This is a genomic window from Opitutus sp. ER46, from assembly GCF_003054705.1.
Classification (GTDB): Bacteria; Verrucomicrobiota; Verrucomicrobiia; order Opitutales; family Opitutaceae; genus ER46.
Map to the genome: position 1 here is coordinate 343290 of NZ_QAYX01000019.1, position 12779 is coordinate 356068.

Here is a 12779-nt window from a genome sequence, read left to right on the forward strand (position 1 = left end):
GTTTCGCTCCTCCCTGACTTCAAACGATGTTTGCCCGCATTGAGTCCATCCTGCGCCAGGCGCGCCGTCGCCTGAGTCGGAGCGAATGGGCCATCCGGCACCTGGGGTTGGCCCCGTCCGAGGGCACCGCCGAGGAGCCTGGCCTCCTGCTCATCCAGATCGACGGCCTCGCCCGCGTGCACCTGGAAAAAGCGATTGCCCAGGGCCGTATGCCGTTTCTGCGCCGGCTGATCCGGCACAACGGCTACGAGTGGCACGCGTTCTACCCCGGGCTGCCCACCACCACGCCCGCGGTGCAGGCCGAGCTCTTCTACGGCGTCCGGAGCGCCGTCCCCGCCTTCGCCTTCCTCGACCGGCGGCAGCAGGACCTCTCGGTGATGTTCTCGCCGGCGCCCGCGAAGGAACGCGAGGCGGCCTGTGCCGCCCAAGCCGAGGGCCTCCTCCGCGATGGCAGTAGCTGGTCCAACATCTACACCGGTGGCGCCGGCCCGCACGAGGCTCACTTCTGCATCGCCAGCAACAGCCTCGCCGATCTCTGGCGCACCGGGAAGTTCGGCAACCTCGTCCTCTTCTCGCTCCTCCAACTCCCCGCCGCGCTTCGTATCGCCGGACTCCTCACGCTTGAACTCGGCGCCGCAGTCCGCGCCGCCCTCCTGGGCATTCGCCACGGGCGCAAGCCCAGCCTGGAGTTCACCACCGTCCTGTCCCGCGTCTTCATTGCGACCGGGCTGCGCGAGTTGATCCGGATCGGCGGGCGCATCGACGTGACCCGCGGGCTGCCGATCGTACACGCCAACTTCGTCGGCTACGACGAACACGCCCACCGCCGCGGCCCCGGCTCCCGTTTCGCGCTGCGCTCCCTGCGCGGCATCGACCGCGCGATCAAGGGCCTCTGGCGCGAGGCGCAAAAATCCCGCCGGCGCGACTACAGCGTCTGGATCTACTCCGACCACGGCCAGGAGCACACCCGCTCTTTCGCCCTCGAATTCCCGGGCGGCGTCGAACGGATGGTCCGCGAGGTGTACGACGAACTCCGGGCCGCCTCCCCACCGGACCAGCCGCCGGACGCCGCGACGCAACCCGAGGCGGAGGGCCCGCGCGCATGGCACCGGCGCCGCTACCACGGCACACCCCAGTACTTTGTCTCCTCCCCCGACCAGCCCTTCGTCCTGGCCGCGCTCGGTCCCGTCGGCCACCTGTACTTCAAGGAACCGCTCGACGACGCCCAGCGCCGCCGGTTCGCCGAACGGCTGGTCCATCAGCACCACGTCCCGGGCGTGCTCCTGCAAGCCGGTGACGGCACCATGACCTGGGTGCACGCGCGCGGCGCGACCCGCATCCCAGACGAGGTGCCACCGCTCCTGACGACCCATCCCGAGCCGCTCCGCCAGGAAATCGCCCGCGACCTCGTGACCTGGCTGCAGCATCCGCACAGCGGCGACCTCGTGCTCGTGGGGTGGAGTCCATGGTCGGGCGCGTGGACCTTCGCGCCCGAGAACGGCTCGCACGCCGGCTTCGGGCCCGAGGAAACCCAGGGCTTCGCGCTCCTGCCCTCGGGCACGCGGCTCCCGCCCGGCACCGAGCACTTCATCCGGCCCAGTGCGCTCCGGGTCGCCGCGCTACATCACCTCGGCCGCAGCCCACTTACGGCGTGGCGCCCGGCCACGCGGCACGGTTCCCACCTGCGGCTCATGACCTACAACACGCATGGCTGCAGCGGCATGGATGGCCGCGTCTCGCCGCGGCGCATCGCCCGCGCGATCCGGGAGCAGGCGCCCGACGTCGTCGCGTTGCAGGAGCTGGACCTCGGCCGGCGACGCTCGCGCGCCGAGGATCAGTCGGCGATCATTGCCCGCGAACTCGGCATGCACGCGGTGTTCTGCCCCACCGTGACCCGCGGCGACGAACACTACGGTCATGCGCTGCTCAGCCACTGGCCCATCGAGATCGTCAAGCGGGCGCGGCTGCCCGACGACCCGCATGGCTGGTGGGATGAACCCCGCTCCGGACTCTGGGCCCGCATCCAGGTGGCCGGGCACAGGGTGAACGTCGTGACCGCCCACCTCGGCCTGGGAGTGCACGAGCGCGAGCTGCAGATGCGCGCGCTGCTCGGCCCCGAATGGCTCGGGCCGATCCTCGACGCCGAGCCGATCATCCTGTGCGGCGACTTCAACCTGCTGCCGGGCAGCACGCCCTACCGGCTGGCCAGCGCGCGGCTGCGCGACGTGCAGTTGCTCGACCGCGCCCACCGGCCATTGAACACCTTCAGCTCCATGCACCCGCTGCTGCGCATCGACCACATGTTCGTGAGCCGGCACTTCCAGTGCGACGGCATTGTCGCCGTGCGCAACGACCTCACCCGTGTGGCCTCGGATCACCTGCCGCTGCGGGCGGATTTGCGAGTTCTCGACGCAGGCGCCGGTACAACCACCAGGAACCCGCCGCGAGCGCCAGGGCATACGCCCCCAGCATGCCCAGTCGCAGGGGCGTGAAGTGCGCCGCCTGGTCCCCCAGCAGCACGGTCACCGTCGCGCGCAACGTGTGCAGCGGCCAGCAGCACAGCAGGTACGTCCGCAACCGCACCCCCAGCAGCGGCAGCAGGTAATTGATCGCCACATACGGCGCGCCGGGCAGCAGTACCGCGAAAACCGCGATGCTCGCATGCGCCCCCGGCGGGATCCGCTGCCGCAGGTCGCCGAGCCGCGCCGCAAAGCGCTCCGGCCAGAGCCGCACCAGCGCGTAGCTCACGAGCAGCTGGAACCCGATTGAGGTGCTCACCAGGACCAGGCCCAGGCCCGCGCCAAACCGCACGCCCGCGGCCACGTGCAGCAGGCTGACGGGGAACCCCACGAGCGGGAGCACGCACAGCAGCGCAAACACCACGCCCCCGTGGCGGCGTTGCGCGAACGCGTGCATCGCCTCCACATCAATGCGGTCCCGCAACAGCAGGAAGGCCCCGATCAGCACCAGCCCGATCACCGCCATCCGCCACAGGGCGGCCGCAGCCAGGCGATCCAGCGGCGACGGGCGGGCGGGTGGGGCCACGGCGGAATTCACGTCGATAAAAAAGCGGCGGGCTCCGCGGGGCTCAGCCCACGGCGCTCGCCGCCCACGAGGTTTCCCGGATTACTTGATCGTGATGTTGTTGGTCACGTTCTGCACGCCCGGCACGTTGCGGGCGATCTGCTCCGCACGCGCCTTGTGCTCCTGGGAATCCACAAAGCCGCTGAGCTGCACCGTGCCCTTGAAGGTCTCAACCTTCACGTCGAGGGCCTTGACGATCGGATCGCGGACAAACGCGGCCTTCACCTTCGTGGTGATGCCGGCGTCGTCGATATACTCGCCCGTGCTCTCCTGCGTGGAGGTGCCGGCACAGCCGGTCTGGACGAGGGCGATGCCGCTGCTGAGCGCCAGCACCGCGAGAATGGTAGTGAGTGATTTCTTCATTGGTTATGCGACGGGGTTTACGCGGCGATAGTAGCGGTCCCGCGGGGCCTGTTCCGTGGCGGAGTCCGGTAAGCCGCATCCGGAATTTCGCCCCGGCCTGCGGTAGGCCCAAAACCCACCCGCGGATGGGGGCCGTCGCCGCGCCCCGCCTCCGCCCGGCGCCCCGGCCCGGGCGCGACGTCGCGTCAGCCGGCTTTCAATCGCCGCGCGATCTCGGTGACGTGCCGGCCCTGATACCGGGCGATTGCCCGTTCGTTTTCGCTCGGCCAGCGCTCGCCTTCGCCGCCCGTGATCGTGCCGGCGCCGTACGGGGAACCACCCGTCATTTGGTCCATCACCAGCAACCGTTGCTCCGCATACGGCACGCCCACCACGATCATGCCCTGGTGAAACAGGAACGTCTGCATGCTGATGATCGTCGTCTCCTGGCCGCCGTGCTGCGTCGCGGTCGAGGTGAACACGCTCCCCACCTTGCCCACGAGCGCGCCCTTGCTCCACAGCGAGCCCGTGGCGTCAAAGAACGCCTGCATCTGCGCCGTGGCGCTGCCATAGCGCGTGCCGCTGCCGAACAGGATCGCATCTGCCTCGGGCAGCTTCTTTGGGTCCGCCACCGGCACGTGGGCAAACGCCGTTCTCGCCTCGACCGCGCCCATCTTCTCCAACACCGCCGCCGGCAGCGTCTCCGCCACTTGCAGCAACTCGACCTCGGCGCCGCCCACCTCGCGCGCCCCCGCCGCCACCGCCTCGGCCATGCGAAACACATGCCCGTGGATACTGTGAAAGATGACTTTGATTTTGACGCTCATGCCCGCCATGGAACGCGCGCCGCGCCCGGAGTTCACCGGCAGTGTCACGCAATACGTGACACTTTCGGCCGTCCGACGCTGCGCCCAGTGTCACGCAATACGTGACAGTTTTCCGCGCCGTTCCCTCGTGCGCGAGGCGCTAGTGTCACGTATTGCGTGACAGTTTTCCGACGTGGGAGGGCGCCCGAAGTGTCACGTATTGCGTGACACTTTCGGCCGGGCGCCCAGGGTGGCGGGCATGGATTGCCGAGCAGGCTGCGCGGCGTGCTGCATCGCGCCTTCGATCTCTTCGCCGATCCCCGGCATGCCGCAGGGGAAACCGGCGGGGGTGCCTTGCGTGCAGCTCCTGCCCGACCTGCGCTGCGCCCTGTTTGGGAGACCGGAGCGCCCGGCGGTCTGCGTGAGCCTGCGCCCGACGGATGAGATGTGCGGCGCGGGGCGCGAGCACGCCCTCGCCCACCTCACCACGCTGGAGCGGGCGACGCGGCCCTGAGCGCAGTCCCGACACCGGACGCCCCCGCCGCGTTTGCAGCCCGCACCGGGATCGCTTCCATAGGCGACCACCCATGTCCCTCGCGTTCACGTCCTTGTCCACGTTCGGTCTCGAACCGGCGGCCGCGGTGCTCACCCACGGGTTCGCCGACTACTTTGTCCAAATCCCCTTCACCGCCGGTGCGCTGCTGCAGGCCGCCCGCGTAGACAGCGTGGACTTGGCGGAGAGCCAGATCGTCAGCGCGGACGGCGCTGCCATTGGGGCCGCGTTGCTGGCGCGCCGCGGCTGGACGTGCCGGTTGGCCGGGATGTGCCTGGTGCCCGAGGCGCGGAGACGCGGCGCTGGCGAAGCGTTCGTCCGGCATCTCGTCGCGATGGCGAAAGCCCGGGGTGATCGCTCCTTCGTCCTCGAGGTCATCGAGCAGAACGCGCCGGCGGTCGCGTTGTACCGGAAGTGCGGCTTTCGCGAACTCCGACGGCTGCTTGGCTTCGCCCGGACAACCGAGATTGGGGCGACCGCCGAGCGCGCCTCTGCCTGCGCCCTCACCGAGATTGATCCGGCCGAGATGCCCCAGCACATGGCCAACGTCGGCACTGACTGGCCATGGCAGATTTCCGCCGCCACCGCGGCCCAGTTCGCGCCGCCGCTCCGCGCGTTTCGGCTCGGCGACGCGGGCGTTGCGGTGGCCTGCCCCGACCAAGGCGACGTCGTGATCCGGGCCCTCGGCCACCCAGCTGACGCCGCCGGGACGCGGGCCGCGACGGCGCTGCTGCGTGCGCTGCCGGCGCATTTTTCCGGCCGGCGGTGCGTGATCAAAGCCGTCTGGCCCGAAGCCGCCGCCGTCGTGTTCGTCGAGGCGGGGTTCCAACGCACCGAGTTGACCCAACTCCAGATGCACCGCGCGCTCACCGCCGGCGTGAGCGGCGCGTGAACCGGCCGCCCGGCGGTGCGCGCGAGGACGAGGGCGCACCGCCGTTCTCTCCGCCGGGCCAACCAGTCAGGCCCGGCGGAGAGAACGGCTGCGATTACCGCCCCTTCATCAGCGGCGAATGCAATCGTCGGGATTCTCCCCCGGCTCCTGCGCCCAAGGCGGCTACTCCGACCGTTCCTCGAGGCGGGTCCGCTGGCGGTGATCCTTGTAGATCTTCTTCCAGCGATCGCGGTGTTCGCGCGCAAGCTGCGGGTCGGCCCGACGGGCGGCGTACGCCTGCTCGCGGCGGAGTTTCTGATAGCTGGCCCAGCGGGTTTCATCCAACTCCCCCGACTCAAGTGCCGCCACGACGGCACAGCCCGGCTCGCCGCCGTGCGTGCAGTCGTGGAACCGACACTGCGCAATCACCGCCGCGACGTCATCGAACGACTCGGCCAACGTGTCCTCCGAGACGTCCCACAACTGCAGTTCCCGGAGTCCGGGTGTGTCGATGACGAGCGCGCCCCCGGGCAGCGGCAGCATCTCGCGGCGGGTGGTCGTGTGCCGGCCCTTGTTGACGGCCGTGCTGATCGCGCCGGTGGCCAGCACCTCCTCGTCGAGGAGCCGGTTGATGAGCGTGGACTTGCCGACGCCCGACGAACCGAGCAGCGCGATCGTCGCGCCCGGCAGCAGCCAAGGCGACAGCCCATCGAGCCCGGCGTTCTCGACCGCGCTCAACGTGACGACCGGCACAGTGCGCACGATGGACCGCACCTCGGCCGCGGCCTCCGCCGGCGCGGGATGCAGGTCGGCCTTCGTGAGCACCACCACGGGCTCCGCCCCGCCGGCACGCGCCACCGCGAGGTAGCGCTCGATGCGGCGCAGGTTGAAGTTCGCGTCGAGGCCCATGACGAGGAACACGGTGTCGATGTTGGCTGCGAGGACCTGTTCGCGACCGGGCGCGCCGGCCGCGGCGCGCGAAAAGCAGGTGCGCCGCGGCAGCACGAAGTGAATGTCGGCCGTGGGCACGCCGTCGGGGCCGGGGGTGGGACGCGGGCACACCGCGACCCAGTCGCCCACCGCGGGCAGTTCGGCGGACTCTGCCGCGAGGTGCAACAACCGGCCGGTGCAGACGCCGGCCAGCTCGCCGTCGGCGCCGAGCAGGTCGTAGGCGTGCTTGTGCTCGCACGCCACGCGGGCGGGCACGAGTCCGTTGGAGGAATAAGGCTGGAACGCGTTCGCGAAGAAGTCGTCCCAGCCGAGGGAAGAGAGAGTCATGATCGTAAGCGGAATCGAAGGAAGGAACCGGGAAACGCGCCGGCAGCGCACGGCTGCGCGCGGGCATAAAAAAACCGCCTCGGGGCGGCCGGTCCGGATTCAAACGATCCTACGCGTCAGACCGACGCGTCCGCGCCAACCCACGAGAGCGAAAAACTCAGAACAATCTCCGGCATAGATGAGTGGTGTTGAGCGGTTGAAGGTTGCGCCTCTCGCGAGGCAGAAGGCTGCCACTCAGCCGCAAACTCCCCCCGCCGTCAACCCCCTCCTGGGTTCTTACTCTTGCTCGTACTCTTCCTCTTTCTCTCGAGGGATTGAGGGATTGAGGGATTGAGGGATTGAGGGATTGAGGGATTGAGGGTCGGTCAGTCAGTCACTCCGCACTTTCACTCTCACTTTCGCTCTCACTCCGAAGGCGTTCTCGTTCTCGCGCCCGGCCTCGGAGAGAAAGAGGAAGAGTAAGAGGAAGAGAAAGAGCTCGCGGCGGACGCGCCGCCGCTCAATCCACCCGCAGGGCTTCCAGCGGGCTGATCCGGGCGGCGCGGCGCGCGGGGAGGAAACTGGCGACCGCCGCCACTCCGAGCAGCAGCAGCGCGACGACGCCGTAGGACCACGGGTCGAACGGGCTCAGGTCGAAGAGCATGGAACGCAGGTATCGACTCAACCACCACGCGCCGACGAGGCCGATCGCGAGGCCGATGACGGCGCGCCAGATTCCCTGGCGCATGATGAGGCTCACAACCTGGGCTTCGGAGGCGCCGATGGCGCAGCGCACGCCGATCTCGCGCGTGCGCTGCGAGACGTCGTACGCGAGCACGCCGTAAATCCCGATGCCGGAAAGGAACAGCGCGAGGCCGGCAAAGCTTCCCAGCAGGATCATCACGCCACGCCGCTCATTGAACGATTCGGCGATATAGCCCTCGAGGGAGTTCGACTCGTAGATCGCCGCCCCCGGGTCGAGCGCCCGGAGTTTTTCACGCAGCAGCGGAATCACCTCGGCCGCATGCCGCTCGGTGCGGGCCAACAGCATGACACCGCCCGGGCGCCCGCCGAGCGCCTGGTAGACGAAAGGCACGCCGCTGCGGTCCTCCACGCCGTTGTGGGGCACGTTGCGCACGACACCGACGACCGTGGCCCAGCCGTCATCCCGCTGGGGCCGCCCGCCAAACGCAAAGCGACCGCCCACCGCGGAGCGGCCCGGGAAGTACTTGCGCGCGAAGGTCTCGTCGACCACGAAGGCGCGACGCCCGGGCGCGAGGTCGGCCGGTTCAAGGAACCGGCCCTCGATGAGCTGCACGCGGAGGGCCGCGAAATACTCCGGCGAGACGATCACCCGGTACGCGCCGGGCTGGGGCGAACCAGGAGGGAAGGGATCATTCTGCAGGATCAACGCGTTGATCGGCAGGCCGCGGCGGAAGGGGATGGCAAACGACAATGACGCCGCGGACACGCCGGGAATCTCCTTCGCCGCCTGCACCAGCCGTTCCTGAAAACTCTTCGCCGCGGCGTCGTCCGCCCGGTGGCTCCGCGGGATGACGATGCGCGCGGCCACCACGCCTTGCGGGTCAAAGCCGGGGTTGACCGCGGTGGCCTTGAGGAAGCTGCGAATGAGCAGCCCGGCGCCGGTGAGGAGCATGAGCGCGATCGCGATCTGCGCCACGACCAGCAGGCTGCTCACCGCACGCACGCGCGAGCCGCCGGACGACCCGCGGGCGCTGCGATGCACCAGCGCGAGCAGGTTGCCCCGGAAGACGTGCACCAGCGGGACGACGGTGATCAGGAGAGCCGCCAGCACGGTCACCGCCATCGTGATCACCAGCACCTGCCCGCTGAGCGAGAACGGCAGGGCGTGCGCGAGCATCTGCTCACGGTAATGGTTCAGGACGCGCACCCCCAACGCCGCCACGCCCAGGCCGCCGAGCATGCCCGCCGTCGTGAGGAGGAGATTCTCCACGAACAACTGCCGCGCAATGTGCCCGCGGGAGGCCCCGAGGGCGAACCGGACGGCCAGCTCCGCCTGCCGGCCATTGGCCCGCGCGAGCTGCAGGTTCGCGACATTGAGGCATCCGATCAGCAGCACGAAAGCCACCCCGCCCTGCAGGAGGAGCAGCCGGCTGCGCAGGGGTTCGATCCGCAGCACATGCAGCGTGCCCACGCCGATCTGATGCCCCGCCCGGTCAATGAACTCCCGGAGCGGGGGCACCGCGGCGTCATAGTAGCGCCGCTCGATCAACCGCGCCTCGGCGAGCGCCTGCTCCGGCGTGACGCCCGTCTTGAGCCGGCCGAACAGAAAGGGCGACACGCCGTGCCGGCCCTGCGGATTCTCTGCCGCCGGCGACCACGAATACGGCAGGATGAAGCGCACTGTGGCATTGAACTCCTCGACCTCGCGCGGGGCCACCCCCACGACGGTGTAGCTTTCACCATCGAAACGCACCGTGCGCCCGATCACCGCGGGATCGGCCTGGAAGTGGCGCTCCCAAAAGGAGCGGGTCAGGACGACCACCTTGTCCGCGTTCTGCTGGCTGTTCTCGAGCGTGAAGAACCGCCCGAGAAACGGCTGCACCGCGAGCACATCGAAGAAATCGGCCGTTGCCCGCGCGCCCGTCATCACCTCCGCCTGCGCGTCCTCGCCGAACAGGCCGGAGGCGCCCGACCACAGCGCCAGCGCGCGGTAGGACGTGGCGTTCCGCTTGTAGTCCAGGTACTGCACCACGTTGCTCGGCATCTTCGGCAGCCCCGCTTTCGGATACTGGTTGTAGACCTCGACGATGTCGTCGGGCTTCGGATACGGCAGCGGCCGCAACATGAGCCCGTACACGGCGGAGAAGATCGCGGTGTTCGCGCCGATGCACAGCGCCAGGGTCAGCAGCGCGACACTGGTGAAGCCGAGATGCTTGCGCAGCAGGCGGACCGCATGCCGCAGGTCGGAACCGATCCCCGCCCCCAAGCGGGCGGTCCATGGTTCAGCCGGGTGATGCGAGGTAGGAGCGGGGTTGGACATACCTGGGAAAAAGGCGGCGGTCGCAGGCAAGAGCCGGGGAATGCCGCAGTTACGTCGCGAACAGGGTCCGTCAGGCATGGCTGCAGCCGCCGGGGCGCGCAAGCACCACGTAGATTTCCCGAGGCTCGCCGCTGGGCGATCGCCGGGGAACGGCGGCGACCTCGGTCGGTCCCTCGGCGCGCGCGGCGCGTGTCGCCGGCGCACGAAACCTGGAGGGATCACATCATGCTTAAATGGGCCGCCATCTCCGCCATTATCGCCATCGTCGCCGCCGCGCTGGGCTTCACCGGCATCGCCGGGGCCGCGGCGAGCATCGCCAAGGTCCTGTTCTTCCTGTTCCTCGCGCTCTTCGCGATCCTGCTCATCGCCGGCCTGGCGATCGGCCGGAAAGTCAGCTCGTCGCTCCATCGCGGCGACTCCGACACCCATCTTTCGCCCGGCCACTAGCCCCGCGAGGGTGCCCCCCGCCGGCTCCGCTCCACAGTTTGACCGAGGGGCCGGTTGCGTGCGCGCGGCGACGCGGCTTCGCTGGGGTCCCTCCCCATGAAGCTTTTCGCCGCGCTCTGCCTGGCCACCGCCGCCCTGCTCGCCCCCGCCGCGTCCGCCGCCCCCGCGAAATTGTCCGACCCGCATGCGGCCGTGTTCATGCTCGTGCACGGTCGGATTCCGACCGACACCGAGCGCGCCACGCTCGCAGGGAAGCCGGCGGACCTATGGCGCACGCTGGGCAACGCTTTGGCGACGGCGCCGGAGTCGGCCCGGCGCACGGTGGTGGAACGCGCCTATGCTGACGTTCTTGGTCGCGCTCCCAGCCCCACCGACCTCCAGCGCTGGCAGGGACAAGGGAAAACCTACTTTGCGATCAGCTCCGAACTCGCCTGCGAACTCGAGCAGCCGACCGCCGAATACCGGGCCGTGATGGAGCGGGCATATCGGCGGGTCTTGGACCGGGCCGTGTATCCCGGCGAAATCGAGTACTGGAGCCGACGGCCGGTCGTGACGTTCGCGCTGATGACCGGCTGCATCGATGATTGGGCGCGCCGGAATCAGCCGGGGTTGATGGAAACGGCCGGGACCGCCTCCGTGTCGGTAAACAGCGCGTGGCTGACCACCCTCCGGCTGTCACCGGCCGACGCCGACCAGCTTCGCGCCACCCTCGGCTTGCCGGCGGCGCCGCGAAGTCGCGCCGCGGGCCGCAACGTGATCGCCGCCGCCGGCGAGAACGTTGTCTCGGTGGGCGGCGTCCACTTCGTGGCTGCCGGGCGTCAGTGACGGCGGTTGCCGCGCTGGTGGAACGCGCCCGCCTTCCGGTTCGGGCTCGTGTAGGTGCGACCGGCCACGGTCGTGCCGCCCGCCTCATCGCGGGCCTTGGCCTCGCTGACGCTGATGGCGCGACCGTCCAGCTCGGCCCCGTTCATCTTCTCCGTGGCGAGCTTCGCCTCTTCCGGCGTGGCGAAGGTCACAAAGGCAAACCCACGCGGACGCCCGGTCACGCGATCGGTGGCAAGATAAACCTCCGTGACATTGCCGAACTGCCCGAACGCGTCGTGCAGCTCACCTTCCGCGATCCTGAACGACAGGTTCCCGACATACAGTTTGGTGCTCATGGTGCTGATTCGTTTATTTCGTCCGCTGTCAGCGCGTTCCCGACACTCGGGTTTCGAATCATCACCTGAGGATTCACCAGCGGCTGGCATCATACGCCAATTAACGAGCCGCCACCCTCGCCGTGACCGCGGGGAAAGGCAAGGCCCCTCCTGCCCGGCCCCTCTTCAGGCGTTCGTCGGCGTCGGCCGGATGCCCGGCAGGACGAACTTCTCGATCTCGTCGACGGTGAGCATCGCGTTCGCGAGTTGGAACACCGTCTTCACGTCGGAGGCGACCGGGTACTTGCCAAAATAGGTCTTCGCTCCGAGCGCATACGCCTTGTCGACGTCACGCGAGCTGGTCGAGGAGCTCAGCACCACCGTCAACAGCCGGCGCAGCCGCGGTTCCTGCCGGATCCAGTCGAGCACTTGAAAGCCATCCGTGCCGGGCATCTTGAGGTCGAGGAAGAGGACGAGCGGCAGCGCGTGGTCGCCCTCCGCCAGGCAGTGTTTGAGGTAGCGGATCGCGTCGTCGCCATTCTCGCGGACGTCGATCTGGGTTTTGATCCCGGCCTTGGCCAGGGCGTGTTTGGTGAGCGCCACGGCATCCGGATCGTCATCGACGATCAGGATCGGGCGGGTGCGCGGCGTCTGCGGTGTCATCACGACTTCTCCGAATGGCCGGTGGTGTTGCAGTGCAGGACCTCGCGCACGACCTCGCCGAGCTCGCGCCAGCGAAACCAAGGCAGGACGTAGTCCACTCCGGCCGCGCGGGCCTGCGCCTCGAGGTCCTCCATGGCCGTCCGCATGATGATCGGCACCGGGAGGTTCCGTTCGCGGATCTTCCGGACGAGCGTCAGGCCGTCCATCCAGGGCATGCGGTAATCCGTGATGACGGCCGTGAACTCGTCACGGGCCAGCGCATCCAGCGCCGCCTGGCCGGTCTCGACCTGTTCGATCGCGGCGTGGGGAAAGGCGACGGCGAGATTGCGACGCGCGAGGAACGCGCTGTCGGCATCGTCATCAACAATGAGAAAGTGCTCAGACATCAGGCTGTTTTCGATTACGCCCCTCTAAACTCCCGGGGTGGAGGGGGCGCAAAATCTATTCGGCCGCGGGGTTCCCGAATCACGCATGGGGAAATTCACGGGCGCCGCGCAACCGCCTGCGCCGGTGAAATTTCCCCTTTCCCGCAATGGGTTGAGCACCGCCCCTGTGAGCAGGTCCGCCCCCCCGCTTGCCGTAACCACACGGT

The 12779-nt window shown here is 68.9% G+C and carries 12 protein-coding genes; 5 read left to right on the forward strand and 7 right to left on the reverse strand.

The features are described 5' to 3' along the window. Window positions 1–26 precede the first annotated feature (26 nt). Window positions 27–2492 (forward strand): endonuclease/exonuclease/phosphatase family protein, encoded by a 2466-nt coding sequence (locus DB354_RS06460; RefSeq protein WP_107834622.1) that lies wholly within the window; start codon window positions 27–29, stop codon window positions 2490–2492. A 634-nt stretch (window positions 2493–3126) separates the two neighbouring features. On the opposite strand, the gene DB354_RS06465 is transcribed toward DB354_RS06460, so the two are convergent. Both DB354_RS06465 and wrbA read right to left on the reverse strand, forming a co-directional pair. Beyond that, entirely contained in the window at window positions 3127–3447 is a 321-nt protein-coding gene (locus DB354_RS06465) for a BON domain-containing protein (RefSeq protein ID WP_107834623.1), read from the reverse strand. Window positions 3448–3632: 185 nt separating this feature from the next. Continuing rightward, window positions 3633–4253 (reverse strand): NAD(P)H:quinone oxidoreductase, encoded by a 621-nt coding sequence (gene wrbA / locus DB354_RS06470; RefSeq protein WP_107834624.1) that lies wholly within the window; start codon window positions 4251–4253, stop codon window positions 3633–3635. Between the two features lie 238 nt (window positions 4254–4491). On the opposite strand from wrbA, the gene DB354_RS22245 reads away from it, so the two are divergent. Beyond that, a complete protein-coding gene (locus DB354_RS22245) occupies window positions 4492–4746 on the forward strand; it encodes a YkgJ family cysteine cluster protein (RefSeq protein ID WP_107834695.1) in 255 nt (84 codons plus the stop codon). A gap of 73 nt (window positions 4747–4819) precedes the next feature. Continuing rightward, window positions 4820–5677 carry a GNAT family N-acetyltransferase gene (locus DB354_RS06480; protein WP_158277396.1) on the forward strand — a complete coding sequence of 286 codons (858 nt, stop codon included), beginning with the start codon at window positions 4820–4822 and terminating at the stop codon, window positions 5675–5677. A 162-nt stretch (window positions 5678–5839) separates the two neighbouring features. On the opposite strand, the gene rsgA is transcribed toward DB354_RS06480, so the two are convergent. Both rsgA and DB354_RS06490 read right to left on the reverse strand, forming a co-directional pair. After that, the gene (rsgA, locus tag DB354_RS06485) at window positions 5840–6934 is read right to left on the reverse strand and encodes a ribosome small subunit-dependent GTPase A (RefSeq protein ID WP_107834626.1); all 1095 of its coding nucleotides are present in this window, start codon (window positions 6932–6934) and stop codon (window positions 5840–5842) included. 499 nt (window positions 6935–7433) lie between these two features. Then, entirely contained in the window at window positions 7434–9938 is a 2505-nt protein-coding gene (locus tag DB354_RS06490; protein ID WP_158277397.1) for an ABC transporter permease, read from the reverse strand. A gap of 225 nt (window positions 9939–10163) precedes the next feature. On the opposite strand from DB354_RS06490, the gene DB354_RS22975 reads away from it, so the two are divergent. Next, window positions 10164–10385, forward strand: a complete 222-nt coding sequence (locus DB354_RS22975) for a DUF1328 family protein (RefSeq protein WP_107834628.1) — start codon at window positions 10164–10166, stop codon at window positions 10383–10385. 96 nt (window positions 10386–10481) lie between these two features. Next, window positions 10482–11210, forward strand: a complete 729-nt coding sequence (locus tag DB354_RS06500; protein ID WP_107834629.1) for a hypothetical protein — start codon at window positions 10482–10484, stop codon at window positions 11208–11210. On the opposite strand, the gene DB354_RS06505 is transcribed toward DB354_RS06500, so the two are convergent. The 3 genes from DB354_RS06505 to DB354_RS06515 form a co-directional block, all read right to left on the reverse strand. Beyond that, window positions 11204–11545 carry an RNA-binding protein gene (locus DB354_RS06505; protein WP_107834630.1) on the reverse strand — a complete coding sequence of 114 codons (342 nt, stop codon included), beginning with the start codon at window positions 11543–11545 and terminating at the stop codon, window positions 11204–11206. The genes DB354_RS06500 and DB354_RS06505 overlap by 7 nt on opposite strands. Window positions 11546–11710: 165 nt before the next feature. After that, on the reverse strand, window positions 11711–12187 hold the full coding sequence (locus DB354_RS06510; RefSeq protein ID WP_107834631.1) for a response regulator: 477 nt from the start codon (window positions 12185–12187) through the stop codon (window positions 11711–11713). Next, window positions 12187–12573, reverse strand: a complete 387-nt coding sequence (locus DB354_RS06515; RefSeq protein ID WP_107834632.1) for a response regulator — start codon at window positions 12571–12573, stop codon at window positions 12187–12189. The genes DB354_RS06510 and DB354_RS06515 overlap by 1 nt, the downstream gene beginning before the upstream one ends. Between the last annotated feature and the right edge of the window lie 206 nt (window positions 12574–12779).

What these genes read in the sequence shown, in the direction of transcription:
- DB354_RS06460 (WP_107834622.1), top strand. Translation starts at nt 27, where the DNA reads ATGTTTGCCCGCATTGAGTCCATCCTGCGCCAGGCGCGCCGTCGCCTG.
- DB354_RS06465 (WP_107834623.1), bottom strand. Translation starts at nt 3,447, where the DNA reads ATGAAGAAATCACTCACTACCATTCTCGCGGTGCTGGCGCTCAGCAGC.
- wrbA (WP_107834624.1), bottom strand. Translation starts at nt 4,253, where the DNA reads ATGAGCGTCAAAATCAAAGTCATCTTTCACAGTATCCACGGGCATGTG.
- DB354_RS22245 (WP_107834695.1), top strand. Translation starts at nt 4,492, where the DNA reads ATGGATTGCCGAGCAGGCTGCGCGGCGTGCTGCATCGCGCCTTCGATC.
- DB354_RS06480 (WP_158277396.1), top strand. Translation starts at nt 4,820, where the DNA reads ATGTCCCTCGCGTTCACGTCCTTGTCCACGTTCGGTCTCGAACCGGCG.
- rsgA (WP_107834626.1), bottom strand. Translation starts at nt 6,934, where the DNA reads ATGACTCTCTCTTCCCTCGGCTGGGACGACTTCTTCGCGAACGCGTTC.
- DB354_RS06490 (WP_158277397.1), bottom strand. Translation starts at nt 9,938, where the DNA reads ATGTCCAACCCCGCTCCTACCTCGCATCACCCGGCTGAACCATGGACC.
- DB354_RS22975 (WP_107834628.1), top strand. Translation starts at nt 10,164, where the DNA reads ATGCTTAAATGGGCCGCCATCTCCGCCATTATCGCCATCGTCGCCGCC.
- DB354_RS06500 (WP_107834629.1), top strand. Translation starts at nt 10,482, where the DNA reads ATGAAGCTTTTCGCCGCGCTCTGCCTGGCCACCGCCGCCCTGCTCGCC.
- DB354_RS06505 (WP_107834630.1), bottom strand. Translation starts at nt 11,545, where the DNA reads ATGAGCACCAAACTGTATGTCGGGAACCTGTCGTTCAGGATCGCGGAA.
- DB354_RS06510 (WP_107834631.1), bottom strand. Translation starts at nt 12,187, where the DNA reads ATGACACCGCAGACGCCGCGCACCCGCCCGATCCTGATCGTCGATGAC.
- DB354_RS06515 (WP_107834632.1), bottom strand. Translation starts at nt 12,573, where the DNA reads ATGTCTGAGCACTTTCTCATTGTTGATGACGATGCCGACAGCGCGTTC.